Origin of the sequence: Sphingomonas sp. Ag1 (assembly GCF_000980895.1) — a bacterium.
GTDB classification, from domain to species: domain Bacteria; phylum Pseudomonadota; class Alphaproteobacteria; order Sphingomonadales; family Sphingomonadaceae; genus Sphingomonas; species Sphingomonas panaciterrae.
In genome coordinates this window covers 86,697-111,769 of record NZ_LAZX01000091.1, presented here as the reverse complement: position 1 = coordinate 111,769, position 25,073 = coordinate 86,697, and the positions used below count along the sequence as shown (strand labels likewise).

The following is a 25,073-nucleotide window of genomic DNA, read 5'->3' as shown; positions in this document are numbered from 1 at the left end:
GGCCGATGTCCCGTGCCCGCGTCCTCCTCCTCAATGCTGCCCTTGGCCCGCTGGATTACCGAGTGCCGCATGGCATGTCGGTCGAGCCAGGGTCGATTGTCGTCGCGCCGCTCGGGCCCCGGCAGCTGGTCGGGGTGGTGTGGGAGCCGGAGCGGATGCCGTCCGATGCGGAGGTGGGCGACAATCGCCTGCGCAACCTGCTGGCCGTTGCCGACGCGCCACCACTACGCCCGGCGCTCCGCCGGCTGATCGAATGGACGGCGGATTATTATCTCGCGCCGCCAGCGTCTGTGCTGCGCATGGCGCTTTCCTCAACGTCCGCGCTGGAGGGATCGCGGCTGGCGACGGAATATCGCGCGACAGGACACCGGCCAGAGCGGATGACCCCGCAGCGCGAGCAGGCGCTGGAGCGGATCGGGGATCGTCAGGGCCTGATCCGCGAACTCGCGACCATAGCCGATGTATCGGACGGGGTGATTCGCGGGCTGGTGAAGCTGGGGGCGATCGAGAGTGTCGAGGTTGATATCGACAGCCCCTTTCCGGTGCCGGCCCCCGATTTTGCTGCCCCCGTCCTGTCCGAGAACCAGCGTGCGGCCGCTGATTCGCTCGTCGGCGATGTGGCGGCCGGAACGTTTCGTCCCACATTGCTCGATGGTGTAACCGGATCGGGCAAGACGGAGGTTTATTTCGAGGCGGTCGCCGAGGCGCTGCGCCGGGGGCGTCAGGTGCTGGTGCTGTTGCCCGAGATTGCGCTGACCGAGCCGTTCCTTCGGCGGTTCCACGACCGCTTCGGCTGCGAGCCAGTCCCCTGGCACTCCGGCTTGCGATCGACGCAGCGGCGGCGCGCGTGGCGCGCCATCGCCAGCGGCGAAGCCCGGGTTACCGTGGGCGCGCGATCGGCCTTGTTCCTGCCCTATGCCGATCTGGGGCTGATCGTCGTCGACGAAGCTCATGAGACGAGCTTCAAACAGGAAGATGGCGTTCATTATCACGCGCGCGATGTGGCGGTGATGCGCGGCAAGTTCGAGCAATGCCCGGTGATCCTCGCCTCCGCCACACCGGCGATCGAGACGCGGCAGCAAGTGACGCTAGGCAATTATGCCGAGGTGAAGTTGCCGGGACGGTTTGGTGCGGCGACCATGCCGGCGATCGAGGCGATCGACCTGCTGGAGCACAAGCCGGATCGTGGCCGCTGGATCGCGCCGCCCCTGGTAAAGGCGATCGAGGAAACGTTGGAGCGGGGCGAGCAGTCACTGCTGTTCCTCAATCGCCGCGGCTATGCGCCGCTGACGCTCTGCCGGCATTGCGGGCATCGCTTCCAATGCCCGAACTGCACCGCCTGGATGGTGGAGCATCGCCTGACGCGGCGGCTCGCGTGCCACCATTGCGGCCATGTCGAACCGATCCCGCGCGCCTGCCCGGAATGTGGGGAAGAGGACAGCCTGGTTGCGTGTGGGCCCGGGGTGGAACGGATCGCTGATGAGGCGACGGCGCTGTTTCCGGACGCACGAGTGGCGATCGTCACGTCCGACACGATCTGGTCACCGGCTAAGGCCGCCGAGTTCGTCGCGCGGATGGAGGCGGGCGCGATCGACATCGTGGTCGGCACGCAATTGGTGACCAAGGGCTATCACTTCCCCAACCTGACGCTGGTCGGCGTGATCGACGCGGATCTGGGGCTGGAGGGCGGCGATCTGCGCGCGGCGGAGCGGACATTTCAGCAGATCCGGCAGGTGTCGGGCCGGGCCGGGCGTGGCGAGAAGCCGGGCCGCGTGTTTATCCAGACTCATTCGCCTGGGGCGCAGGTGATGCAGGCGCTGATCACCGGGGATGCGGATGCCTTTTACGCCGCGGAGGTGGAGGCGCGGCAGGATGCCGGGGCGCCGCCGTTCGGGCGCTATGCGGCGATCATCGTGTCGAGCGAGGATAGCGCCGCGGCGCAGGAAACGGCCCGGCTGATCGGGCGGAGCGCGCCGAAGGTGGAGGGGATGCATGTCTATGGCCCAGCCCCCGCCCCGCTTGCGATGCTGCGCGGGCGGCATCGGTTCCGGCTGCTGGTGCATGCCAAGCGCACGCTGGACGTGCAGGACGTGATTCGCGACTGGCTGGGGGCACTCGACTGGCCCATCAAGGTGCGGGTGGCAGTGGACGTCGACCCGTACAGTTTCCTCTAGCCGCCGTCAGGTGCGAGGGCGGCGTAGGACGATGTAGAGCGCGCCCTGCCCGCCATGACGAGGGTGCGCGTTGCGAACCGCGGCGATGGCGGAGGCGTGGCGGGAGCCGGCCAGCCAGTCGCCGATCGCAGCGCGAATCGCACCGCGGGCGTGGGGGCGTTCGCTCTCGGGGCGGGGCGGTTTTCCGGTCACCAGAAGCACCACCCGGTCGCCGTGGGCGATCGATCGGGCGAGTGCGCCGTCGAGCATGTCATAGGCGGAATGGAGGGTGTGGCCGTGGAGGTCGATGGTCGCGTCGGGGCTGACCAGGCCGCGCGATAGGCGCTTGTCCCAGCCGCCATCCAGGGTGACGCCCGGCCCCGGACGCGCGGGGGGCGGGGTCTTGGCGGGGGTAATCGGCCCGTTTGCGGAGACTTTTGGCCTGCGATCAGCCGGTGCCGGCCCCGGCACCGGACGCGGCACGATCGTCACCGCCGCCGCGCGCAGCGGACGGACGGTGGCCATCACCCGCGCCCAGAGCGCGGCCTCGTCAGGATCAAGGGCGCGCGACACCGATCCGGGCCAGCGTGCCCACCGGCACCAGCAGGAATGCGGTGCCGCGTGCGCTCATCCCGCCGGCGATCGCGCGGGCCTCGTCGCCAGCGCCCCAGAAGGTGTCGAAGCGGTTGGTGCCCTTGATCGCGCCGCCGGTATCCTGCGCCACCCAGAGGCCAGTCGCGTCGGTGCGGTCCATCGACAGGAACACCGGCGCGCCGAGCGGCACGAAGCGCACGTCAGCGGCGACCGTCGCCTGATCGGAGACCGGCAGGCCCATCGCGCCGAGCGGTGGCCCGTCGAGTTCGCGGAAGAACACGTAGCTCTTGTTCTCACGCATGATCTCCCGCCCCTGCGCGGGATTGGCGTGGAGCCAGGCGACGATGCCCTGCATGCTCGCCTCGCCGCGGCCGATCAGCCCTCGATCGAGCATCAGCTTGCCGATGCCGGTATAATCGCGGCCGTTCTGCGTTTCATAGCCGATCCGCAGCACCTGGCCGTTGGGCATGCGGACGAGGCCCGAGCCCTGCACCTGAAGGAAGAACAGCTCCACCGGATCGACGGCATAGCCGAGGATCCGCGCCTTACCGGAAAGCGCGCCTTCCTCGATCATGGTGCGATCGTAATAGGGGACGAAATTGCTGCCTTCGACGCGGCCGCGAATCTTCTTGCCCTTCAGCGCCTCGGAGAACTGGCCGAGATCGACATCGACGAGATCGCTGGGACGGCCGTAGATCGGCGCATAGCCCGGGCGGTGCGTACGCGAGCCGGCGATTTCAGGGATGTAATAGCCGGTGGCGAAGGCCTTGCCGTCGCCGACCTGAACGGTTTCGAACCAGCGGGTGAAGAAATCGCGCGGGTCGCCGCTACGCGCCGCGGCGTCACAGGCCGGCTTCCAGTCGGCGCCGCGCGTCAGCCCGGTAGGGTCGGTGCGGCGGACCAGCGAGGGGCAGCTGATGCGGAAGGCGGCCAGCGCGCGGGCCGCGGCATCGCGGGTGATCGGCAGGCTGGCGACCGAAGGCCCCGCCGCAAGGCCGGCAGCGACGGCAGTGGTGGCACCAGCGTTGGTCGTGGCCGGCAGCGGCGCCATCGGCGTCGCGGGCGTGGGCTGGCGCACCGGGCCGCTGGTGCGCGGTGGCTGTTGCTGGGACGTGCCGCGCGGCGGCGCCGAACCCGGCGTTGGCGGCACGACGCCGCCGACACAGGCCGACAGCGCCAGCGCCGCGGCCAGCGTAATCCCCCCCCGAAGATGCATCACGCTTCGTCGGTGTCCGACAGCTTCCAGTTGGGATCGCTGCTGCGCAGCGTGCGGGCGAAAGTCCAGATGTCGTGGGTTTCGAGCGCGTCGCTGGTCGAGCCGGCGATCACATTGCCCTCCGCATCGCGCGTCACCGCGGCGATCAGCGCGTCGAAGCGAACGGTGATTCGTGCTTCCTTACCCTGCAGCGAGGCACCCGTGATCGTCGCCTTGTCGATCGACACCAGTCGATTGTCGAGCACCTGCCCCGCGGCCTGGCGCGCAGCGATCGCATCGCTGAACGCACGGCCGACATCGGGCGAGACGAGATCGCGGAGCGTATCCTCGTCACCCTTCCAGAAGGCCTCCAGAATCATGCGGTACGCCGCCTGCGCGCCATCGACGAAGCGATTGACGTCAAAGCCCTGTTCGGCCGCGATGATCGCGCGAATGCCAGGCTCGGCATTACCCTCAAACGGCTTCACCACCGGCTCACGCGGTTCGGCGGTCGTTTCCACGGCGCGCGGCAATGCACTGGCCACGACGCGGTCCTCCGCCGGCTTGGGCAATGGCTGCTCATGTCCCGTACGCTTGCCCAGCACCGAATAGAGCCGGAGCGCAAGGAATGCCGCAACCATCGCAAGAAGGACTATGTAGAACACCCGACCTCCGATACGCTAAGGTTCCAACATAGGGCGCAACGCGCCACGTTTCAAATGGGTGCCGGCGTTGAATCCGCCTTTGCCCCCTGCTAGGCGCCGGCCGCATGTGCGCGGCACCCCGCGCCCCCATCATCCTCAAGGAAGATTGACATGGACGAGCAGGACAACGGCGCCGGAATCGGCAACCAACCCGGCCAGGACGGCGCGCTGCCAAACGGCGCGGACAATTCCCCCGCCGTCGGCCTGCTGTCGCAATATGTGAAGGACCTGTCGTTCGAGAACCCGAACGCACCGGCCGTCTTCCAGGACGCACAGGGCCCGGAAATCAACGTCCAGTTCGACATCGCCGCCAACCAGGTGGCCGATGACGCGCACGAAGTGACGCTGAAGATCGAGGTTCGCGCCGAGACGCAGGGCCGTGTCACCTTCCTCGTCGAGCTGGCCTATGCCGGCCTGTTCGGCGTGCGCAACGTGCCGATGGACGCGCTGCAGCCGTTCCTGCTGGGCGAGGCACCGCGCCTTCTGTTCCCGTTCGCGCGCCGCGTCGTTGCCGACACGATCCGCGACGGCGGCTTCCCGCCGCTGCTGCTGGAGCCAATCGATTTCAACTCGCTGTACATGCAGCAGGCCGAGCAGCGCGACGCGCAGATCGCCTCGGGCAATTTCGGTCAGGCCTGAAGCTGGGCCTGAAGCTGGGCCTGAACCTGACTGGGGCCATGATCCGCGGGCTGGCGCTGTGACGTGCCGGCCCGCAAACGGCCACCTGACCGGCGCGCCCGCCGCCGGCCGGCAATGACCAGGCGGGCGATCCAGCGGGCGACCACGCGCATCATCAAGCGGGCGCCACGGCCATCCGGCGAGCGGAACCTGACACGATGAACCTGACGCGTGCGCTCGGCTCCGTTGGCGGGCTGACCCTGGCCAGCCGAATCCTTGGGCTGGTGCGCGATTCGCTGTTCGCGCGCTTCGTCGGCGCAGGGTTCGCCTCCGACGCCTTCCTGATCGCGTTCCGCCTGCCCAACATGTTTCGGGCATTGTTCGCGGAAGGCGCCTTTTCCGCCGCCTTCATCCCGATGTTCAACCGCAAGGTCGCCGACAAGGACGGCCGCGGGCTGAACGACGGGATCGGCTTTGCCAGCGATACGCTGTCGATCCTGGTGCCCGTGCTGATCGTCTTCACGATCGTCATGGAGCTGGCCGCCTGGCCGGTGACCTGGCTGCTGTCAGGCGGGTTCAACGATGCGACGCGGGCGGAATTCGCCTATGCCGTCGAACTGTCGCGGCTGACCTTCCCCTATCTGATGCTGATCAGCCTGGTCTCGCTGCTGGGCGGGATTCTTAATTCACTGCACCGTTTCTGGGTCGCGGCGGCGGCACCGATCCTCCTCAACCTGACGCTGATCGCGGCGCTGCTGTTCTTCCACCATCAGGACAATCTGGTGACCGCGCGCAACCAGGCGATCGCGGTGACGGTATCGGGCGCGCTTCAGCTGATCTGGCTGATCTGGGCGTGCCGCAAGGCGGGCGTGGTGCTGAAGCTGAAGCGGCCGACGCTGACGCCGGACGTGAAGCGGCTGATGTCGCTGATCTGGCCGACCGCGGCGGGCGCGGGCGCGGTGCAGATCAACCTCGTCATTTCCACCGCGCTGGCGGCGAGCCTGCTGTCCGCGGGATCCGTCAGCTACATTTATTATGCCGACCGGCTGAACCAATTGCCGCTGGGCCTGATCGGGATCGGCCTTGGCACCGTCCTTCTCCCGACGATTTCCGCGCAGCTTGGCCGGGGCGAGGACGCAGCGGCGATGGAGACGCAGAACCGGGGCATGGAGCTGGCGCTGTTCCTGACGCTGCCGGCGACCGCGGCGCTGATCGTGTGCGGCCAGCCGATCGTCGCCGCGCTGTTCCAGCATGGCGCCTTCACCCCGGCGGACACGGTGGCGACGGCGCAGTCGCTCGCCGCCTTCTCGGTCGGGCTGCCGGCGTACATCTTGGTCAAAGTGCTGACCCCCGGTTTCTATGCGCGGCAGGATACGCGCACGCCGGTGCGCTATGCCACGGCGTCGATGGTGGTGAACCTGGTGCTCAACCTCGCCTTCATCTACCCGCTGGGGCATATGGGGCCGCCGCTGGCGACGGCGCTTGCCTCCACCGTCAATGTCGTCCTGTTGTGGCGTGCGCTGGTGGCGAAGGGGCATTTCGTCGCCGACGCGCAGCTCAAGCGGCGGGCGTGGCGGCTGGTGCTGGCGGCGCTGCTGATGGGCGTCGTCATGTGGTTCGCCAATGACCTGTTCCGCCCCTATACCACCGGGCCGAGCCTGCACCGCTGGGGCGCGATGCTGGTGCTGGTCAGCGCGGGTGCGCTGGTCTATTTCGCCGCCACCTTCCTGTTCGGCGCCTTTCGGATGGCCGACGTCAGAAGGCTTGTTCGTCGATAGGATCCCCCCACAATGCGCGTCGTTTCCGGCATCAAGCCCACCGGCAATCTTCACCTCGGCAATTACCTGGGCGCGGTGAAGCAGTGGGTGGCGATGCAGGACGAGATCCAGGCCGCCGGGGGCGAGACGATGTATTTCATCGCCGACCTTCATGGCCTGACCGAATGGATCGCGCCGGCCGAGCTGACCGCCAACACGATCGAGATGACTGCGACGCTGGTCGCCGCCGGGATCGACCCCGAGCGATCGACGCTGTTCAACCAGACGCGCGTGCCGGCGCACAGCGAGCTGGCCTGGCTGCTCAACAATGTCGCGCGGGTCGGCTGGCTCAATCGCATGACGCAGTTCAAGGACAAGGCGGGCAAGAACCGCGAGGGCGCGAGCGTCGGCCTGTATGATTATCCGGTTCTGATGGCGGCCGACGTGCTGCTCTATAACGCCACCCACGTGCCGGTCGGCGAGGACCAGAAGCAGCATCTGGAGCTGGCGCGCGACATCGCGACCAAGTTCAACCAGGACTATCAGACCGAGCTGTTCACCCTGCCCGAGCCGCTGATCAGCAAGGCCGCGCCGCGGATCATGAGCCTGCGCGATGCGTCGGCCAAAATGTCCAAATCCAACCCGTCGGCGCAGTCGGTGGTGAAGCTGATCGATAGCGACAGCGAGATCGCTGACAAGTTCCGCAAGGCGAAGACCGATCCCGACGCGCTGCCCGACAGCTGGGAGGCGCTGGCCGAGCGGCCCGAGGCGCGCAACCTGGTGACGATCTTCGCCGCGCTGGCGGATCGTACGCCCGAGGATGTGGTGGCGGAATTTGCGGGGCAGGGCTTCGGCCAGTTCAAGCCGGCGCTCGCCGACCTGGCGGTGGCGAAGCTGGGCCCGATCCGCGACGAGATGCTGCGCCTGCTGAACGATCGCGGGGCGATCGACGCGATCCTGGCGCGCGGGGCGGAGAAGGCGCGCGATCTGGCGGCGCCGGTGCTGGCGGACGCGCAGAAGGCGATGGGCCTCCTCGCCTGAGGTGATGGCGGGCGCTGGTCGCTGGCCGTCAGAGCAGCAGGACGACCAGCGCGATCAGCGACCAGAGGAAGGTCGACGCCGCAATCCAGAAGCCGAGGCATGCCGGATCGAGCGTGCATGCCGCGGTTACGTCGTAGCTCACGCCGATGAGCGGTGCCGGGCGCGGCACGGTTGCGCCGTCCCGCGCGTCCGCATGAGCGGCCGACGAAGCGATCGTATCGGCGTGAAGCTCACCTGCCATTCGGCCATCCATCCATTTCAACGCCATTATTGCAGCCGCCGGGATCGCGCAGGCGAGTAAAGAACAAGATAATGCGCGGAGTGGCGTGACCTTCCCAAGCCCCGGGCGGCGCGTGATGCGCGCTTCCTTATCGCAAATACTTCCCCCGTATTGGATACATCCTTCGGCCTTGCGGAAGAATGATGCTTGACCGCCAGTCCGCTAAGAAGGCACCCAGTGCGACAAGATAAGACACGATAAGATCGGGATTCGGGCTGGTTCATCAGGCCGTCTTCTGAAGCGTTCATCGCAAAACCAGGCGTGAAAGATCATGACCTGGAGGGTTCAAGGGGGGTTTGGGTGACGACTTTGTCCGACTTCCCCTTGGCGCGCGACTGGCTGACCCCCGTCGATATGATCAGCGCGCCAAGCGACGGGAAGCGGGCATTGCGGCTGCGGCTGTATGTGGCCTTGCTCGTCTGCGACATCCTGTCGCCGCTGTTCGGATTTGGCATGGGTCGGCTGATCGCGGCCCTTCGCGGGCTGCCGCTGGGCAACCCTGCGCTGCTTGCGGCGATCCTGCCGATCTACCTGCTGCTGGGCACGCGCACCTATCGCGCGCCGACCCTGGAACGCTGGCGCGCCTCGGCATGGGGCGCGTTTGCCAATCTCCTGACCGCGTTCCTGCTGACGATCTTCATCGCCTTCCTGTTGCAGGAAGTGTCGCCCATCTCCCGGGTGAGCGCGATGGTGACCTTCTTCTGCTCGGCGGCGATGCTGCTGCTGGGGCGCAGCGTCATCGGCATGTGGAGCGACCGGTTGCTCGCGGGCTCCGCGCTCAGCCGCATGCTGATCCTCGATGGCGTCGACGTGCCGCTGCCGCCCGGGCTGAAGATCGTCGCGAGCGAGCCGCTGGATTCGGCGCAGACGACAATCCATCCGCTCGCGCTCGACCGCCTCGCGCGGCAGTTGCGCGGCGTGGACGAGGTGTTCGTCGCCTGCCCCCCGTCGCGCCGGGCGACATGGTCGACCGTGTTGAAGGGCAGCAATGTCACCGCGCGCCTGCTGATCCCGGAACTCGACACGATCGGGGTGATCGGCCACCGCCACTTCAACGGCGTCGCCTGCGTGCTGGTATCGGCCGGCGGGCTGCCGCTGCGCGATCGCCTGCTGAAACGTGCGCTGGACCTTGCCATCGTCATCCCGGCGCTCGTCTTCCTCGCGCCCCTGCTGATCACCGTCGCTCTGCTGGTGAAGATCGACAGCAAGGGGCCGGCGCTGTTCGTGCAGACGCGGGTCGGCAAGGGCAACCGGCTGTTCGCCATGTACAAGTTCCGCAGCATGCGGCTGGCGGCGTGCGACGGCGAGGGGCGGGTTTCGACGCTGCGCGACGATGCGCGGGTGACACGCATCGGCCGCTTCATCCGCGCGACGAGCATCGATGAGTTGCCGCAGCTGTTCAACATCCTGCGCCGGGACATGAGCTTCGTCGGACCGCGTCCGCACGCCATCGGCTCGCTCGCCGGGGATCAGCTGTTCTGGGAAGTCGACCAGCGATACCATCATCGCCATGTCTGCAAGCCCGGACTGACCGGCCTGGCACAGGTCCGCGGCTTTCGCGGCGCGACCCATCGGCGCGAGGATCTGATCAACCGGCTTCGCGCCGACCTGGAATATGTCAACGGATGGAGCCTGATGCGCGACATCATGATCCTGTTCGCGACGTTGAAGGTGGTGGTGCACCGCAACGCCTTCTGATCGGCCCGCGGCGTGGGCGTGAGTGCGGCTCCGGCTTCCCCGTTATCTGCCGGGGTCCCCGTGGTCTGATCGCGAGGTGCGATGACCTGAGGTGGAGTGGCCAATGATCGGAGCGACACTAAGCCGTCGACTCATAAAGCGGACTGACGGAAAGTGCCAAATCAAGGTCGTTCTGTAGACCGGGGCACCACCCCGAAACCGCCGATCGACCAACGCGCAGCAGTCTCTTTCTCCATGTCCGATGGACCGTTTCGGGCAAGCGGAATTGAGAACGGGACTCGGGAAAGCCAGCGCATCAGGCGCGGCAGGATGACGGATGTTGCCCGGGCCATCCCGTTCAACCTGTCAACCTGGAAGCCCGTCAGGACGATAGGAAAGCTGCCAGCGATGCCACGTCCGTGGCGCAATGCCCGCCATAGAGCGGGTGCCACTGTGTCGTGACGCCGCGGCGGCGCGCCATTTCGACAAGCTGCTGGGAGCCCTCGAAGTTGCCGTAAGCGTCATACAGGCCGTTGGAGAGATAAAGCGCCGGATAGGCTGGCCCCGCCCGCTTGATCAGGGCGAGCGGCGATACGCGCTGCCACTCGGCATCGTTTGCCGCATATCTGCGCGCCATCATCCACACGCCGAAGACGATCTTGGGGTTCGCCCCCGTGCGCTGCATCGTCGCGCGTATCGTGGACAGCGATGCGAACGGCGAGATGGAATAGACACCGGGGCACAGGGCCGCGACCTTGGCGAACCGCGACGGATAGGACAGGCCGGCGATCAGGACGTTGAGGCCGCCCATCGACTCTCCCACCAGGAGGCGACGACGCGGACGCCCGATCTTCGCCTCGATCGCGGGCAGACGGGCCATCAGATCATCGAGCAGGCCACTGTCGGGCTTCTTTCCCTTCGGGGTCAGCAGCCAAGTCGAGCCATAGGAGACGGTCACGACGGTCGGCGGCAGCTCGGGGCGGCGCTGCCATTCCGACTGGACCAGAGCGGTCATGTAGGTGTCGTCGTTCCAGATGCGTTCGTCGAGGTTTCGACCGTGCATATGGTAGACGACATCGCCGTTGGTCCCACGCCGATCGCGATAGACGCAGTAGCGAAGCGACCCGGATGTATCGCACGCTTCCTCCGCCGGGCGGAACGATACCTTTTGAGCGCCCCGCGTTCGCGTGACCTGTCCCCATGCGTAGTAGATCAGGGCAGCGATGATCGCGGCAATGAGCCAGTATAGATAGCGGCGCGTCATCATCAGCCGGGCCGCACGGCGGAGCTTGCTGGTATCGGTGGAAGCCGACATGCGATCAGGCCAGCCCGACGAACAGGTGGCGGTCGGACAGCGTGCCGTCCGCCTCATCCCGAACGCAAGAAACCACGCTGGCACCAACCCCTGCCCGCTTCGGCAATGCCAGCAGGCTCAATGCGTAGCCGATGATTGCGCTGCCGCCATAGCCGACAATCGGCGTCGGATAGTTGCCGACGGCTGCCGCCAGGATCGCGGCAAACCAGACCGCGCCGAAAGCGGCGTAGGTCGCACGGTTGCCGTAATCGCGCCGCCAACCGACGATCGCCGGGACAAGGAGGAGCACCAAGCCTCCCAGCACGGCCAGGCCGGCAGCGACATGAACGCTGAAGGACGAGTAGAGAACTTGTTCGACATGCGGCACCGCCGGCAAGGGATCGGCACGAGCGAGCGTCACCGCGAAGCCGGCGATGCTTGCGATCAGTACCGCGGTGGAATGTCGGTCACGGCGGATCATCGCGAGTGTCGCGAGGCCAAGGACAAGCATCCCGGCCATCGCCCGGTCCGGTTGCAGCGCGATCGCAGCAATGGCGGCGATGACGCCCGCCGTCGTCACACCGCTTCGGCTTCGTGAGAAGGCGACAATCATCACCGGCAGGAGGATCAGGCTCGGTTGGAGTGCGAAGCCGCCAAGCCGCACCCAGCGCGATATGCCTTCGACCTCATTGCCCATGAAAGCCGTCGCCAGCAGCGCGCCCGCCATCGCGATCGTCGCGCCGCCCATCCATTGGCGGTCCAGCGGGAGAGTGCGGCCGAGCAGCGCCAGCACCGCCAGGCCGATCGCCAACGCGCCGACGTTGACCCCAAGATAGCGCGTCGGCGCAGCGGCGATCACCATATAGGCAAGGCCGAGAATGACCGCCCCGACCGCGCAGGCGATACCGAGGGCGCGAGGGCGAAGCATCATGGCGTCGATGATTGTCATGGCGGTCGATCGTTCAGCGAACGACGTGCCTTCACCGCTCAGCGCCGCAAACGGCTTAAGCAGGTGCGATGCGACCGCGCGGGGCAGGAGCCCGCACACGCTGTGAAGCGCGAAAAGAAGCGCCTCTGTGTCGTTCGGGATGCCGGCCGTCTCGCACCGGATTGCCCACCCCCACGAATGTAGCGAGGGAGGCAGCGTCGCCTGCAAGGCACGGCAGGCGAGATCGGCCAGACCGCGGCGGAGGCCGGCGCTCATATGGTCGCCTCTTGAGGTCGTGTGGTGGAGGTCGCCGGATTGGCGGGGGGATTGGCGCGGGCGAGTTGCACGCCGCTCGCCGTCAGACGGTAGGCGTGCCGCGGCGGTCGCCCTCCTTCCGCCGGATGCTGCCACTCCGCTTCCAGATAGCCTTGCGCCTCCAGACGGATCAGGAGCGGATAGAGCGTGCCGGATTTTACATCGGCGCGCCGCGCCAGCTCATAGCCGTGTGACCATTGGCCGTCGGCATCGAGCAGGACGGCGAGGACCATTCGGGCGTGGGGCGAGAGCGCGCGTGTTCGGGACATACGCAAGAAGTCTACCTAGGTAGACTTTACGTCAAGCGATGATTTTGCCTGCCCTCCCGGTGCGGACCAACATGCCATTCTCACAAGGCCGAGCTTTAAGAAGCCGATTGTCTTCCCGATGAGGTGCGGTGGCGATCCGCCTGGCACGCCGCCTGCTCCGGCGAGCAGGCCTAATCGGCGGGGTAATAGCTGGCGTAGCGTTTGGCGTAGCGGTGCATGCCGCCGGCGGCGCGGGTGGCGGGGTCGACCTGGGTGAAGAGGACGCCGACCGGGTGGCCGCCGTCGTGCCGCAGCCATTCGACCGCCGATACCGCCGCCGGGACGGGCGTGCTGTTCCACTTGATGACCAGCACCGTCGCGTCGGCCATCGCCGCGAGGAGGCGGCCGTCGGCCAGCCCGACCATTGGGGGAAGATCGAGCACGACATGGTCGTAGCGGGCTCGCAAGGTGGCGAGCAGCTCCTCCATCCGGCCGGTGCGCAGCAGCTCACCGCCGGCCGCCGAGGGGCGCGCGACGAGGAGGTGATCGAGCCCCGCGACATCGCCAGGCTGGATCGCGTCGTCGAGCGCGGCCTTGTCGCGCAGCACCTCGAGCAGCCCGGCGCCGGGCGCGCGGGCGCGCACCATCTGGCGCACACTGGCGCGCCGCGTGTCGCAGTCGACCAGCAGGGTGCGCGTGCCGGTCAGCGCGAGGGTGCGGGCAAGCGCGATCGCCGAGGTCGACTTGCCCTCCGCCGGCAGCGACGAGGCGATGGCGATGACCTGCGGCGTGGCGTCGCGGCGATTGCCCCCTCCCCCGCGGCCAAGCGCGGCCAGCGCCACACGGAAGCTTTCGGCGAACATCACCGTCGGACGTTCCAGCATCAGATCGAGCGGGTTGAGCCCGCGCGCCACGACCGGGACGGTCGCGAGCACCGGCAGCCCCAGCCGCCGCTGTATCTGCTCGACCGAGGCGAAGCCGCCACCAACCATGTCGAGCGCGAGGATCGTCACCGACCCGGCGATGACGCCGCCGAACAGCGCCAGCGCATAGAGGATCGGTCGGTCGGGCGCGGCCGGCTGCAGCGGCGGCTCGGCGCGTTCGATGACCTCCGCCTGGGCCATCGCCAATCGTGCGTTCTGCATGCTGTCGAGCGAGAGCTGCGACATGCGATCGTAGAGCGCACGCTTGGCCGCGGCCTCCCGCTCCAGCGCGGCGGCGGTGACGGAGTCTCGCGTGCTGCGCGCCCGCTCCTGCTCGAGACGATCGAGTGCCCCGCGCAGGCTGGCGGCGCGGGCATCGGTCGCCGCGGCGCTCGCCTGCAAGGCGCCGATGACGCGGCGTGATTCGGCCTCCAGCTGGCTGTCGAGCGCGGCGAGCTGGTCGCGCACGCGGATGCTTTCGGGATGCCGCTCGCCATAGCGGGCGTCGACCTCTCCGCGACTGCGCAGCGTCTCGGCGCGCTGGCGACGCAGGTCGGCAATGACGGCCGAGCCCAGCACTTCGGCCACCGCATCGAGCCCGCCATGCGCCACCTGGATGCGCGCGGCGGCAAGGTTCGAGCGGGCGGCGGCCGCGTCCGATTCCGCGCTGGCCAGGTTGCTGGCGAGCGGCGCGACCTGTTGATCGGTGATCGTGCCGAGGCCAGCGCCCGATCCGCCTTCGATGATGCCGGTCGCCGCGCGGAATTCGGCGGCGCGGGTCTCGGCGGCGCTCGCCTCGCGCCCCAGTTCCTCCAGCCGCTGCTGGAACCAGGCGCTCTGGCGCGCCGCATGGCCAAGCTTTCCCTGGGTCCGCCGCTCGATATAGCCATCGGCAAAGGCGTTCGCGAGCGTCGCTGCCTTGACCGGATCGGCGGCGGTGAAGCGCACGTCGAGCACGAAGGCGAGCGCGGCGCGATCGACCGACAGATGCGACAGCACCGCCGCCGGCACCGCCAGCGAACGGGCGGCGGCGGGATCGAGCGTGGCGGTGAAGTCGGGATCGGCGAAGAGGCCGAAGGATCGCGCGATGCCGGTCGCCAGCTCCAGCGAGCGTATCGCACTGACCTCGGTCTCGATCGCTTCGGGAGTGAGTTCGCTGCGCTGCGCCTGCGCGTTGCCGGCCAGCGGATTGCGCGAGGGATCGAGGCGGATGCGCGCGGTGGCGGTGTAGCTGGGCGGGACGCTGCTGATCAGCAAGGCGCCGATGATTGCGACGAGGATCGTCACCGCCGCCAGCATCGGCCAGCGCCGGCTGAGCAGATCACGCGCATAGCCCAGGGTGTCGGCCAGCGGTGGATCGTCGTCTTCTGTCCTGGGGCCAGCCGTCATTCGCATGTCCGATGTCTCAAAGGTGAAAGGTGAGGCCGGCTTGGCCCCGTGTTTCGCGCGCCGCGGTGGCGGTGCCGTCGCGCACGACATGGCTGATCGCGGCGTCCAGGGTGATCCGGCGCGAGACGAGGTAGCGGGCGCCTGCGCCGACGCGGCGGATGGTGCGCCGGTTGGGGGCGGCAATCTCCGTCTGGAGGGCCGCGTCGGCGGTGGCGGTCAGGATGAGGTTGGCGAGCAGCTCGTAGTCGACGCCGGCGGACAGGCGATCGTCCCAGAACGGCCGGGGCCGGCGATTGCCGTAGGTCGCGTCCTCCAGGCTGCGGCGCGCCTTGGCGCTGAGCGTCAGACGCTGCGTCGGGAACAGCTCCAGCGCGCCTTCCGCGACCAGTCCGCCGCGATGCTCCCCCGCTGATGTAGTGGCGGTCGACATGGCCGATGGCGATGGTGCCGCGCGCGCGCTGCGCGAGATCGACATTGAGGCCGGCGGCGAGGCGGATCATGTCTGACCCGAGCGGGGCGCGGCCGGGGGCGGTGAAGCGGGTGGTGGTGTGCCCCGCCTGGACGAACAGCGACAGGGCGGGCGAGCGGGCATATTCGAACTGGCCGGTGACGCGGATCACCTCGCGATCACGGCCGCTTTGGTCGAGGCGGGTGCCGTCGGCCCGGCGAACGGGCGCGAAGCGGAAGGTGGCGGCGTCGGCGATGACGAAGGTGCGTATGCGGCCGCTGACATGTTGCACCCGGACGGACGCAAGATCGCGGCGGAAGCGCGACACGGCCGCCTGCGCCGCATCGACTTCCCCCGAGAGCGGTCCTTCGACCTGTTGCGACGCTGCGAGACGCGGGGCGGCGCGCAGCGTTGCGCCAAGCTCCAGTTCCCCCTCCCCCGCCAGCGTCCATGTGCGTTCGTTGCGGCGCGATTCATTGAGGTAGCGGCGGTCGAGCGCCTCGGCCTGCAGCCGCAGCGCGTGGCGCGACCAGAGCGAGGCGACCTCAACGGCGGGCGCCAACGATACGAAGGCGGATGGGCGGCCATTGCTGGGCGCGAGATAGCTGTTGGACGTGCCCCCTGCCGCCGTGCGCAGGCGGGGAAAGATCATCAGCCCGCCGATCCGCGCGCCGCTGGGGGTGTAGGCGGGACGAAGGCGCTGGGCGACGCTGAGGTTGCGGCCGCGATCGACCCCTTGCGGGATCGCCGCGGACACGATGAGCCCGTCCTGCGCCCGCGCGCCCTGCGCCGCGAATGCCGTGGCAAGCGCGAGCAACGCGCCCCCCAGCCGCCCCATCCACAATGCATGATCCCCCCCGAAACCAAGCAGATAGTGTGGTTAACGCGTGCGCAATGCAACACCCTTTCGCGGGTCTTCAGAAGAAGCGTTCACCGATGCGCAGCGTGTCACCAGGGCGCACGATCAATTCGGGGGTCAGGCGATAATTCACTTCTGCTGCAGTCCCCTCCCCCCGGATGCGGACCACGGCGCGGTTGGCGCGCGGCGTGAACCCGCGGGCGAGCGCGACGGCGTTCATCGCGGTCATGCCGCTGGCATAAGGATATTGGCCGGGCGCCGCGACCTCCCCCATGATGTAGAAGGGGCGAAAGGCGACCACCTCCATCGCGACGATCGGTTCGCGCAGATAGCCATCGGCGAGCCGCGCCCGCGCCTCCGCCGCGACTTCGGCCACCGGTTTGTCCCGCGCCGGGACGCTGCCGATCAGCGGGAGCGACAATGTGCCGTCGGGATTGATCCAATATTCGCCGCTGAGCCCGGGTTCATTGTAAACGCTGACCTTCACCTTGTCCCCGGTGCCGAGGCGATAGTCCGCCGTCAGCGCCTCGGCCGCGACGTAGCGGTCGCCGGAGGAGAGCACCGGCCCCTCCCCCTGTTCGGCACAGGCGCCGCATAGCGAGAGGATGCCGAAAAGAAGTGCTGCCCGGCCGATCATCGCGCCCCCGTTCGCGTAAATCATTGTTTCGGCGACGCTTGCACAGGAGAAGGGTCAACGCAACGACGCGCCGCAGCCTGGGACTGCTGGATAAACAGGGGCTGGCGGATCAATAATCGCGCGAGATACGCACGTTCGCGCTTTGCCGGCCGAGGGTGGAAATGCTCGACAGCAAGGAGAGCCAGCGGGTGACCTGATATTCGACGCGGGTGGCGGAATAGCCCTGACCGTCGGTGACGATCTCCGCATAGAGCCGGCGCGTCACATATTTGCCGGCGGCGATCGACGTGCTCTGCCCGGTTTGCGGATCGGCAGGAAGGATGCGCAACCGGTCCAGCCCCGCCGCGCGGCGCACCGCGTTGATCGGGTTGAGCCCGCCGTCGCCGTCGCGCAGCGCAGCGACCGCGGCGGCGAGCTGAAGCGCCTCGGGCGCGGACAGATTGGTGATCGACGTGCCGAACAACAGCCGCGAGAGCAGTTCGTCCTGCGGCAGCGCCGGCGTGCTGCTGAAGGTGATTTCGGGCTTCAGCGCGACGCCGGTCACGCGGATCGACGCGTTGAGCCCGGTCGTGTTGGCATCCGCCTCGATATCGAGGGCGGGATTGGCGGGCACTTCGCCAGCGAAGCGGATGACGCCGCGCGACAGCTCAAATTCACGCCCGGCGAATTCGTAGTCGCCGCGGACGAGATCGGCCCGGCCGGTGATTGCCGGATTGTCCGGCGCGCCGCCGATCGCGAGGTCGGCGGACCATTCGCTGGTGAGGCCTAGACCCGTGACGAGCAACTGATCGCTGGCGCGCGCGCGGATATCGAGCTGCCACGGGGCGGGCGGGGTGGTGACGTCGCTGCCGCCGCCCGGTTCGCTGATCTCCCTTATCTTGAGGCGCGGCACCGCGCTGGCGGCGGTCGCCTGGCCCAGCCGGTAGCGGCTGCGATCGAGCTTCACCGCGCCCGAGATGGTACCGCCGCGGCCGGTCGACTGGAAGCGCAACGGCCCGGTGACGGTGGCGCCAATGTCGTCGCGGTTGATCATCACCGCGCGATTGGCGTTGAGCGTCAGGTCAAGGCCGATGCCGCCGCGCGCGGCGAAATCGAACCGGCCGGTGCCGGTGACCTTGCCCTCGCGCCCGGCGTTGGCGGTGAACTGGTCGATCGACAGCAATGAGCCGGCAAATCGCCCGCCGGCCTGCACGTCGGTCAGGACCGTGCCGGTGGTGGCGCTTTCGATCCGCGCGCCCTTTGCCTGGACCGAGCCGCGAATGGCGGGATCGGCGAGCGTTCCAGTCACGTCGGCGGCGATGGCGACGGGGCCGGAGAGGTCGAACAGCTCGACCCGGGTCAGCCGCCACAGGGTGTCGGCCGGACCTTCGTAGCGGAGCTGGCCGAACACGCCGGCATTCGCGAAGCGGGTGGTGATGTCGCCCGGTGCCAGGCGCAGCAGCGCTTGGCCGCGGCCGATCGTCCGCCCGCCGCTGCCGACCACCGCGCGGATACCGGCGCGATCGGCGGTGAGGACGCCGGCCACCGCCATGTCGATCGGGTTGGAGGACACCAGCAGGCCGGAGCGCGTCAGGCCGCTGACCGCCATGTCGATCCGGCCGGTCGGCGCGCTGCCGGTGGTGCTGGCATAGCTGATCTTGCCCGAGGCGGTGCCGCCAAGGCCAAGCCCGGGCGACACGATGTCGAGCACCGCGAGCGGCATCTGCGACAGGCTGGCGTCGATCATGTTGCTGTCGGTGGTGAAGCGGCCGCCGACGGTGGCGGTGCCGCCGGCGAAGGCGATCGTCGCCGGCGCCAGCCGCCAGCCATCGCCATCGCGGGTCACCACCGCGGGCGCATCGAGGCGCAGCGGGCGGCGATCGACCGTGCCCTGCGCCACGATGCGATAGCTGTCGGGGGTCACGTCCACGACGCTCTGCAGGTCGAACGATCGCCCGCGCGAGCCGGCGATGGCGAGCCGCACCTGCCCCAAGCCGTCGCGCAGCTGCGCATTGGCGGCGAAGCGCGCGAGGCTGAGCGGGCCACGACGCAAGCCGGTGCCGTTGAACGTCCCCTCCAGCGTGGTGCCGGCAGGGTCGAGCATGATCGCCAGATCGATCCGCCCCTGGCGCAGCGTCGCGCCGCCGACGAGTTGGGCGTTGCGCAGCGCCAGCCGGGTCTCGATCCGCTGCACCGCGTTGACCGGGCGGAGCACGACGTCTCCATCGATCCCGCCGCCGCTCACCGCGAGCCGACCGTCGAACCCGTCATCGACGATGGTGACCATGCCGGTGGCGCGCGTGCCGCTGACATCGAGGCGCTGGACCGCGATCTGCGCGTTCGCGCCGCGGGGCAACAGGATGTCACCGGCGCCATCGAATGGCCCGAGGCGTGACTGACCGGCGGCGGTGAAGGTGAAACCTTGCGCGGTGGGATCGAGATGAAGCCGCACATCCTGCAGCCCCAAGGCGTCATTGGGCCGGCGGAACTGAAGGTCGAGCGTCGGGCGTTCGATGCGGCCGTCGAGCTTCAGCGCGACGGGGCCATATTGTGCCTGCTGGCCGGCGCCGGCGAAGACGAAGGTACCGTCACGGCGGCGGTAGCCATTGCCGACCAGTCGGATCGACGGGCCAGTGAGCACCAGATTGCGGAAATGGAGGATACCGTCGGGCGTGCGTTCCAGCCCAGTGACGATACGCGGCAGTCCCCCGGCCAGACTGCGGAAGAAGCCATTGTCGAGGCGGACCATCTGCGCGCTGCCATCGCCGATCACCCGCGTGCCGCGCCCACCCGGGCCCGGCACCACGCGCAGCCGCGAGGTAACGTCGACGACGCCGAGGCCCGGGATCAGATAGCGGCCCAGCGCGCCGTTCAGGCCGACCTGATAGATGCCGGTGCGCAGATCGACGAGCAGGCTGATCTGGCCGGTCAGCTTGTCGGACCTGAGGCGCAGGTCATCGCCGGTGAGCGTCGTGGATGTCACGCGCAGGATGCCGTCGACCGACAAATTGCGCAGGATTCCGCCGGCGACATCGCCGACGCCGGTCACGCGCGCGGCGGTGAAGCGGACCGGGAGCGCGATCGGTGAGGCGGACAGCCGCCCCTTCCCAGCCAGTCGCGCCTGTTCGAACCCGGTATTGTCGAAGGCGAGGCGCGGCGCGGTGACGCGATAGTCGAAGCTGGCGGTGGCGAAGCGCCCGTCGAGCACGGCGCGCAGCTCCACATTCCGGCCGCTCATATTGGGGAATAGCGCGGCGGGCCGCAGCAGCCGCGCGCGGATGCGCAGGTTGCGCCACGCGCTTTCGCCCAGATCGGCAATGCCGGTGGCCTCGATCGCGAGCGCCGACGAGCGGGCGGACAGTCGGCCGTCGAGCCGGCGATTGACGAAGGTGCCGGCGCCCTCGACGCGTACACGCGGGGCGGAGAGGCGCTGAAGCTTGCCGCGGGTGATGCTGCCGGGGGCCAGCATGCCGCCGAGCGTGTAGGCGCCGGCGCGGTTGCCAAGCGCGAGATCGACGATCTGCGCGTCGCCGGCGCGGGCCATGGCGCGGCCCTGCCAATTGGCCCAGCGGCCGTCACCGGCGATCTCAAGCGCGAGCGGGCGCCGGATGCCGGAAAGCCGCGCCAGCACGCCGCTCGCGCTGCCGCGGGCGCGCACGTCGAGGTCGAAGCGGTCGCGATCGGGCGCGGCATCGATGCGCAGGCGGAGCTGATCGCTCCCCTCGACGATGGCATCGAGCGCGACGAGGGCATTGCCGTTGCGGATATCGGCGCGGCCCGCAATGCGGCCGTAGCGCAATGCCCCGGTCACCTTGGGCGCGACCACGAGCCGATCGAGCGACAAACGGCCGATCACGATGTCGAAATCGGGCAGGATCGGCCCGTGCCGGCCAGTCGGGCGCGGCCGGGGCAGTTTCGCCAGCATGGCGACCGGAATATCGAGCGAGCGGATCTCCAGCCGGTTGGAGAGCCAGGCGAAGGGCCGCCAGTCGAGGTTGGCGCGCGGCGCAGCGAATACCAGCCCCTCGGGATCGTGGACCTTCACGTCGCGCAGCACGGCAGCGCCAAAGAGCGAGCCGTCGATCCGGCCGACGGTGATGCGCAGCCCGTTCGCCGGCCGTGCGGCGTTGATCCGCTGCGCGACCCAGCGGTGGCCGACATCGGTGTCGACGATCCACAGGCTGGCGAGGATGATCGTGGCGAGTGCGACGATCCCGCCGAGGGCCCAGCGCCACAGCCGCATCAGAACGCCTGCCCGAGCGAGACATAGACCGCGACGCGCGAATCGCCCGGCTGCGGATTGAGCGGGGTGCCGACGTCGACGCGGATCGGGCCGAAGTTGCTGTAATAGCGCACGCCCACGCCGGCACCGTAGCGCAGGCCGGAGAAGTCGGGCAGCGCGGAGGTGTAGATGTTGCCCCCGTCGAAGAAGGGCACGATGCCGAAGTCGCCGAATGCCTTGATCCGGCCTTCGATGGCGAATTCGGCGAGGCTGCGCCCGCCGATCGGATCATTGTTGGGATCGCGCGGGCCGATCAGCTGATAGCCATAGCCGCGCACCGAGGCGCCGCCGCCGGCGTAGAAGCGGCGTGACGGCGCGATCGCATCGCGCGGCGCGCCAACGATCGTGCCGAGGCGGATGCGCCCCGCCAGCACCACGCCGTCGCTGACCGATTTATAGGCGCTGGCATCGACCTGGGTCCGCGCATAGCCGAAGGCCGAACCCTGGAGCGACACCTCCGGGCTGAAGCGGCCGCCGAGGCGGAAGCCGCGCGTCGGGTTCAGGAGGTCGTCGGAGCCGTCATAGACGAGGCTGGTCGGCGCGGCGGCGATGAAGAAGGTGCGGCGACGCGGCTCGCCGGTCGAGACGATCACGTCGCGTTCGTCGGACGCCACCAGCTCGGCGCCGAGCGACCAGGTCCACGTCTTCTGGAAGAAGATGTTGGTCTGGCGTTCGAGGCTGCCGGAGAGCGAGAAGGTGTTCGCCTCATAGGCTTCGCGATTGGTGTGCGCGGCGCTGATCTGCGCCGTCAGCACGCGGTCGCGGCCCTTGAAATTGTTGCGGCGGAAGGTGACCGCGCCGAGCTGCTCGCGCGTGCCGAGCACCGAACGGAGCGTCAGCGCGCCTTCGGGCGGGAACAGGTTGCGGTGAGTCCAGCTCGCCTCGACGCGCGCGCCTTCGCCGGTGCCATAGCCGATTTCGCCCGCAATGGTGCGCGGGGGAGCGGGTTCGAGGCGGACGTCGATGTCGACCGTGTCGGGCGTGGTGCCGGGTACCGGCGTCACTTCCGCCACCGACACCAGCCCGGTCTGCACCAATGCGCGGCGCAGGTCGTCCAGCGCCGGGGCGTAATAGGGCTTTCCGGGTTCGAAGCGGGCGATTTCCTGCACATGCTCGGCATCGAACACGCGATTGTTCGGATTGGCGCGGATCTGTCCGAAGACGCGCGCGGTGCCGGGATCGACGCTGATGTCGAGCGTGGCGGTGCGCGCCTCGCGGTCGATCGTCACCTCGGGTTCGCCCACCTTCGCGAAGGGGAAGCCTTGTTCCCCCGCCTCGACGCGCAGCTTCGCCTCTCCGGTGGTGATGCGATCGGCGTCGACGGGGTCGTCAGGCTTGACGCCAAAGGCATCGCGCAGCGCGGTCGCCTTGTCCCCCGCCGCCGCGACGCCATCGATCGTCACCTCCTTCAGCCGGTAGATCGGCCCCGGTGTCGCGGTGAGGATGACCAGCGGACGGCCATCGACGGTGTCAATGCGCGGTTCGACCTCCGCATCATAATAGCCCTGCGCGCGCAGCAGCGTGACGAGCAGCGTCGAATCCTCGCGCGCGCGGCGATCGAGTTGCGCGGCGTTGGCGGCCTCACCATCGTTCTGGTCGAGCACCGACAAAGCGGCGAAGCGTTCGCGCAGGAGCGGCGAGGCCATGTCGTCGAGCCCGTCGATGCGCCACGCATAGCGTGTCTCGCCGGTTTGCGCGGCGGTCGCCTGTTGCGCGGCGGGGGTCTGTGGCGGCAGTTCCGGCCAGGCCACGCCGATATCGGGCATGTCGGCGAGCGGCGCGGCGGGATCGATCGGCTGTTCCGCAGGAAGCGCAGGCGCGGGAGCGGTCCCGGCCGCTTGCTGCGCGCCAGCCGGCGCCGAGACGATCGACGCGATCAGACCTGCCCCAGCGATCAGCGCCCTACGCCCGTCCATTGACCCTGCCGTAAGCCGTCCGCCGCCGGGCGGCAATGCGGCGTGACGCTCAGTGCAGCGTGCCCAGGCGTTGATCGGTCGCAAGCACCCGCACCAACCGTTCGACCTGACGCCAGCGGCAGAAGTGGATCACGTTGCCGACGGTGCGGCTGCGATCGGCGCGACGTGCCGCCTCGTCCGCAGCATAAGTGCCGAAACGATGGATCAGCGCGGCGGCGTCAGACACCAGTTGGCGGTCGGCGAGGTACAAGGATGACAAGGTGGCGCCCCGTTGCGAATGACGCGGCCGCGCTACCGCGCAACGTCCTCCCCGGGCGTGAACGGCGAGGGTTAACGGTTTGCCGCTTGGCAGCGTGCGGTGCGGCGTGGCAAGGCGCGCGTCATGGCCGATCCCCTCAAGCGCCCGGGCAATGCCGGCGGATTCCTGATTGCCGTTGGCTTGCTAGCCGGCACTGTCATCGGGTTGCTCGTCGGGCAGCCGTCGATCGGCTTTCTCGCCGGGCTGGCGATCGGCAGCGCGATCGCGGTTGCCATGTGGCTGAAGGATCGCGGCTGAAACGCGTGACGCGCGGCAGCCACCGGCGATCAGGGTTCACGCAGTAGCAGGCGGACGCGGCCGATCACGTCCGCCTCCCCCCTTGCGCACGATAGCGGCGCATAATCGGGATTGTCGCTGAGCAGCGTCAGGCCGGCGCCATCCCGCCGCACCCGCTTCACCAGCAATTCCCCGCCCCGCCGCACGACGAAGATGGCATCGCTGGCGAGCGCGACATCGCTGCGGTCGACCAGCAAGCGGTCGCCCGAAAGGATCGTCGGCGCCATCGAATCGCCCACCGCATCGATGAGCGAGGCGGCAGCGGGGGTAATCCCGGCGTCACGCAACAGCCGCGCGCCGAACGCCTCATGGCGGATCGCCCGCTCCTCCCCCGTCGCCTGCCCCGCGCCGGCCGAGGCGGCGACGGTGAGATAAGGGACGGATACCAGCGGCGCCTCGGGCGCAGCGGTACCGCCGAGCAGCGTTTCATCGACGCCGAAGAATTGCGCCAGCACGCGGCGGTCGGCCTCCGCCAGACGACGCGGCGTTCCCCGGCGGACGAATTGCTGAAGATAGGCAAGGTTGCGCCCGAGCAGCCGGGACAGTTCCGACAGGCTGATCCCGCGCGCTGCCGCGAGCCGCTCAACCGTCTGGGCCACCGTGTCCGCCATGCCATCCTTGTAGTCTAGGATTTTTCCTAGACAAGTTGGAAAAGTTGAGAGAACAAAAGAGGAACATAAGCGACTCAGGAGCTTGCCATGTCCCTCCTCACCCAGATCGATTGCTACCTGCGGCGGACGGGAATTCCGCCGACCACCTTTGGCCGGCGCGTGGTGAATGACCCCCGGCTGGTCCACGACTTGCGGCGCGGGCGCACGCCGGGACCGAAGATGCGCGCGCGCGTCGAGGCGGCGCTGCGCGAGGCTGCGGCGGACGTGCCGATTGCCGCCAACGGCCACGAAGCGGAGGCGAATTGATGCGCGGCCCTGCGCCGGCGGCGCTGATCGAGCGCGCGCTGCACGCATCGGCGGCGCAGCGGCGCCTGTCGGTGACGATCGAACCGATGGGGTCGGCGCCCTGGTATAGCGCCACCTTTGCCGGAGAGCGGCATGCGATGACGCTGACGACCCCTGCGGGAGACGCGGCGCGCGAGTGGCTGTCGCGGGTGGAGGATGTGGACGTGGCGCTGCCGGGCTCCCTGCTTGCCGGGCTGTCGGTGACGGGGGCGCGTGAGCAGGACGGGCAATGGCAGGCGCGGATCGAGGCGGTGACGGTGGATCGCGCGTAGCCCGCGCGACCGA

At 68.7% G+C, this 25,073-nt stretch carries 22 protein-coding genes and 1 pseudogene; 8 read left to right on the top strand and 15 right to left on the bottom strand.

What is annotated here, in order from left to right; translation table 11 throughout:
• Window positions 1–5: 5 nt before the first annotated feature.
• Window positions 6–2,174: a primosomal protein N' gene (locus XM50_RS10290; RefSeq protein WP_046409238.1), complete on the top strand. Its 2,169-nt coding sequence runs from the start codon at window positions 6–8 to the stop codon at window positions 2,172–2,174.
• Window positions 2,175–2,180: 6 nt separating this feature from the next.
• On the opposite strand, the gene XM50_RS10285 is transcribed toward XM50_RS10290, so the two are convergent.
• Genes XM50_RS10285 through XM50_RS10275 form a run of 3 tightly spaced genes read right to left on the bottom strand, consistent with a single transcriptional unit; the run spans window position 2,181 to window position 4,607 of the window.
• Window positions 2,181–2,678, bottom strand: a complete 498-nt coding sequence (locus XM50_RS10285) for a Smr/MutS family protein (RefSeq protein WP_046409327.1) — start codon at window positions 2,676–2,678, stop codon at window positions 2,181–2,183.
• 31 nt (window positions 2,679–2,709) lie between these two features.
• On the bottom strand, window positions 2,710–3,963 hold the full coding sequence (mltA, locus tag XM50_RS10280; protein ID WP_082102967.1) for a murein transglycosylase A: 1,254 nt from the start codon (window positions 3,961–3,963) through the stop codon (window positions 2,710–2,712).
• A complete protein-coding gene (locus tag XM50_RS10275) occupies window positions 3,963–4,607 on the bottom strand; it encodes a Tim44/TimA family putative adaptor protein (protein WP_136450662.1) in 645 nt (214 codons plus the stop codon). Before XM50_RS10275 ends, mltA begins: the two co-directional genes overlap by 1 nt.
• Before the next feature lie 150 nt (window positions 4,608–4,757).
• On the opposite strand from XM50_RS10275, the gene secB reads away from it, so the two are divergent.
• From secB to trpS, 3 genes are all read left to right on the top strand, one after another.
• Entirely contained in the window at window positions 4,758–5,285 is a 528-nt protein-coding gene (gene secB / locus XM50_RS10270) for a protein-export chaperone SecB (protein ID WP_082102965.1), read from the top strand.
• A gap of 197 nt (window positions 5,286–5,482) precedes the next feature.
• Window positions 5,483–7,042, top strand: a complete 1,560-nt coding sequence (murJ, locus tag XM50_RS10265) for a murein biosynthesis integral membrane protein MurJ (RefSeq protein WP_046409236.1) — start codon at window positions 5,483–5,485, stop codon at window positions 7,040–7,042.
• Window positions 7,043–7,054: 12 nt separating this feature from the next.
• The gene (gene trpS, locus XM50_RS10260; RefSeq protein ID WP_046409235.1) at window positions 7,055–8,062 is read left to right on the top strand and encodes a tryptophan--tRNA ligase; all 1,008 of its coding nucleotides are present in this window, start codon (window positions 7,055–7,057) and stop codon (window positions 8,060–8,062) included.
• Between the two features lie 28 nt (window positions 8,063–8,090).
• Here the strand turns inward: trpS and XM50_RS10255 are convergent, their stop codons facing one another.
• Entirely contained in the window at window positions 8,091–8,303 is a 213-nt protein-coding gene (locus tag XM50_RS10255; protein WP_136450664.1) for a hypothetical protein, read from the bottom strand.
• A 339-nt stretch (window positions 8,304–8,642) separates the two neighbouring features.
• Between XM50_RS10255 and XM50_RS20850 the strand changes: the two genes are divergently transcribed.
• A complete protein-coding gene (locus XM50_RS20850) occupies window positions 8,643–10,040 on the top strand; it encodes a sugar transferase (protein ID WP_231621931.1) in 1,398 nt (465 codons plus the stop codon).
• 361 nt (window positions 10,041–10,401) lie between these two features.
• Here XM50_RS20850 and XM50_RS10245 read toward each other — a convergent pair whose 3' ends face one another.
• From XM50_RS10245 to XM50_RS10205, 10 genes and pseudogenes are all read right to left on the bottom strand, one after another.
• Window positions 10,402–11,334: an alpha/beta hydrolase-fold protein gene (locus XM50_RS10245; protein WP_052742534.1), complete on the bottom strand. Its 933-nt coding sequence runs from the start codon at window positions 11,332–11,334 to the stop codon at window positions 10,402–10,404.
• A gap of 4 nt (window positions 11,335–11,338) precedes the next feature.
• A complete protein-coding gene (locus XM50_RS10240) occupies window positions 11,339–12,262 on the bottom strand; it encodes a hypothetical protein (RefSeq protein WP_231621930.1) in 924 nt (307 codons plus the stop codon).
• A gap of 251 nt (window positions 12,263–12,513) precedes the next feature.
• Entirely contained in the window at window positions 12,514–12,825 is a 312-nt protein-coding gene (locus XM50_RS10235; RefSeq protein ID WP_046409233.1) for a PadR family transcriptional regulator, read from the bottom strand.
• A 170-nt stretch (window positions 12,826–12,995) separates the two neighbouring features.
• A complete protein-coding gene (locus XM50_RS10230) occupies window positions 12,996–15,116 on the bottom strand; it encodes a GumC family protein (protein WP_052742533.1) in 2,121 nt (706 codons plus the stop codon).
• 16 nt (window positions 15,117–15,132) lie between these two features.
• Window positions 15,133–15,546 carry an outer membrane beta-barrel protein gene (locus tag XM50_RS10225; protein WP_046409232.1) on the bottom strand — a complete coding sequence of 138 codons (414 nt, stop codon included), beginning with the start codon at window positions 15,544–15,546 and terminating at the stop codon, window positions 15,133–15,135.
• A gap of 43 nt (window positions 15,547–15,589) precedes the next feature.
• Window positions 15,590–16,216: pseudogene (locus XM50_RS21150) on the bottom strand (outer membrane beta-barrel protein); the annotation flags it as partial.
• 265 nt (window positions 16,217–16,481) lie between these two features.
• A complete protein-coding gene (locus tag XM50_RS10220) occupies window positions 16,482–17,084 on the bottom strand; it encodes a polysaccharide biosynthesis/export family protein (protein WP_231621929.1) in 603 nt (200 codons plus the stop codon).
• 85 nt (window positions 17,085–17,169) lie between these two features.
• Complete coding sequence (locus XM50_RS10215) at window positions 17,170–21,282, bottom strand: translocation/assembly module TamB domain-containing protein (protein WP_046409231.1); 4,113 nt, start codon at window positions 21,280–21,282, stop codon at window positions 17,170–17,172.
• Complete coding sequence (locus XM50_RS10210) at window positions 21,282–23,237, bottom strand: autotransporter assembly complex protein TamA (RefSeq protein ID WP_046409230.1); 1,956 nt, start codon at window positions 23,235–23,237, stop codon at window positions 21,282–21,284. The genes XM50_RS10215 and XM50_RS10210 overlap by 1 nt, the downstream gene beginning before the upstream one ends.
• Window positions 23,238–23,286: 49 nt before the next feature.
• Complete coding sequence (locus XM50_RS10205) at window positions 23,287–23,496, bottom strand: hypothetical protein (protein WP_046409229.1); 210 nt, start codon at window positions 23,494–23,496, stop codon at window positions 23,287–23,289.
• 123 nt (window positions 23,497–23,619) lie between these two features.
• Between XM50_RS10205 and XM50_RS20530 the strand changes: the two genes are divergently transcribed.
• Entirely contained in the window at window positions 23,620–23,793 is a 174-nt protein-coding gene (locus XM50_RS20530) for a hypothetical protein (protein WP_164518823.1), read from the top strand.
• 29 nt (window positions 23,794–23,822) lie between these two features.
• Here the strand turns inward: XM50_RS20530 and XM50_RS10195 are convergent, their stop codons facing one another.
• Window positions 23,823–24,443, bottom strand: a complete 621-nt coding sequence (locus XM50_RS10195) for a S24 family peptidase (RefSeq protein WP_046409227.1) — start codon at window positions 24,441–24,443, stop codon at window positions 23,823–23,825.
• Between the two features lie 87 nt (window positions 24,444–24,530).
• On the opposite strand from XM50_RS10195, the gene XM50_RS10190 reads away from it, so the two are divergent.
• Window positions 24,531–24,749 carry a hypothetical protein gene (locus XM50_RS10190; RefSeq protein WP_046409226.1) on the top strand — a complete coding sequence of 73 codons (219 nt, stop codon included), beginning with the start codon at window positions 24,531–24,533 and terminating at the stop codon, window positions 24,747–24,749.
• Window positions 24,749–25,060, top strand: coding sequence for a hypothetical protein (locus XM50_RS10185; protein WP_052742532.1), 312 nt, complete (start codon window positions 24,749–24,751; stop codon window positions 25,058–25,060). Before XM50_RS10190 ends, XM50_RS10185 begins: the two co-directional genes overlap by 1 nt.
• The last annotated feature ends 13 nt before the right edge of the window (window positions 25,061–25,073 follow it).

Coding starts and splice junctions, on each gene's coding strand:
- mltA (WP_082102967.1), bottom strand. CDS start 3,963: ATGCATCTTCGGGGGGGGATTACGCTGGCCGCGGCGCTGGCGCTGTCG.
- XM50_RS10255 (WP_136450664.1), bottom strand. CDS start 8,303: ATGGCAGGTGAGCTTCACGCCGATACGATCGCTTCGTCGGCCGCTCAT.
- XM50_RS10290 (WP_046409238.1), top strand. CDS start 6: ATGTCCCGTGCCCGCGTCCTCCTCCTCAATGCTGCCCTTGGCCCGCTG.
- XM50_RS10245 (WP_052742534.1), bottom strand. CDS start 11,334: ATGTCGGCTTCCACCGATACCAGCAAGCTCCGCCGTGCGGCCCGGCTG.
- XM50_RS10230 (WP_052742533.1), bottom strand. CDS start 15,116: ATGACGGCTGGCCCCAGGACAGAAGACGACGATCCACCGCTGGCCGAC.
- XM50_RS10235 (WP_046409233.1), bottom strand. CDS start 12,825: ATGTCCCGAACACGCGCGCTCTCGCCCCACGCCCGAATGGTCCTCGCC.
- XM50_RS10210 (WP_046409230.1), bottom strand. CDS start 23,237: ATGGACGGGCGTAGGGCGCTGATCGCTGGGGCAGGTCTGATCGCGTCG.
- murJ (WP_046409236.1), top strand. CDS start 5,483: ATGAACCTGACGCGTGCGCTCGGCTCCGTTGGCGGGCTGACCCTGGCC.
- XM50_RS10195 (WP_046409227.1), bottom strand. CDS start 24,443: ATGGCGGACACGGTGGCCCAGACGGTTGAGCGGCTCGCGGCAGCGCGC.
- XM50_RS20530 (WP_164518823.1), top strand. CDS start 23,620: ATGGCCGATCCCCTCAAGCGCCCGGGCAATGCCGGCGGATTCCTGATT.
- XM50_RS10185 (WP_052742532.1), top strand. CDS start 24,749: ATGCGCGGCCCTGCGCCGGCGGCGCTGATCGAGCGCGCGCTGCACGCA.
- XM50_RS10285 (WP_046409327.1), bottom strand. CDS start 2,678: ATGGCCACCGTCCGTCCGCTGCGCGCGGCGGCGGTGACGATCGTGCCG.
- XM50_RS10220 (WP_231621929.1), bottom strand. CDS start 17,084: ATGATTTACGCGAACGGGGGCGCGATGATCGGCCGGGCAGCACTTCTT.
- trpS (WP_046409235.1), top strand. CDS start 7,055: ATGCGCGTCGTTTCCGGCATCAAGCCCACCGGCAATCTTCACCTCGGC.
- XM50_RS10225 (WP_046409232.1), bottom strand. CDS start 15,546: ATGTCGACCGCCACTACATCAGCGGGGGAGCATCGCGGCGGACTGGTC.
- secB (WP_082102965.1), top strand. CDS start 4,758: ATGGACGAGCAGGACAACGGCGCCGGAATCGGCAACCAACCCGGCCAG.
- XM50_RS10240 (WP_231621930.1), bottom strand. CDS start 12,262: ATGACAATCATCGACGCCATGATGCTTCGCCCTCGCGCCCTCGGTATC.
- XM50_RS10190 (WP_046409226.1), top strand. CDS start 24,531: ATGTCCCTCCTCACCCAGATCGATTGCTACCTGCGGCGGACGGGAATT.
- XM50_RS10215 (WP_046409231.1), bottom strand. CDS start 21,282: ATGCGGCTGTGGCGCTGGGCCCTCGGCGGGATCGTCGCACTCGCCACG.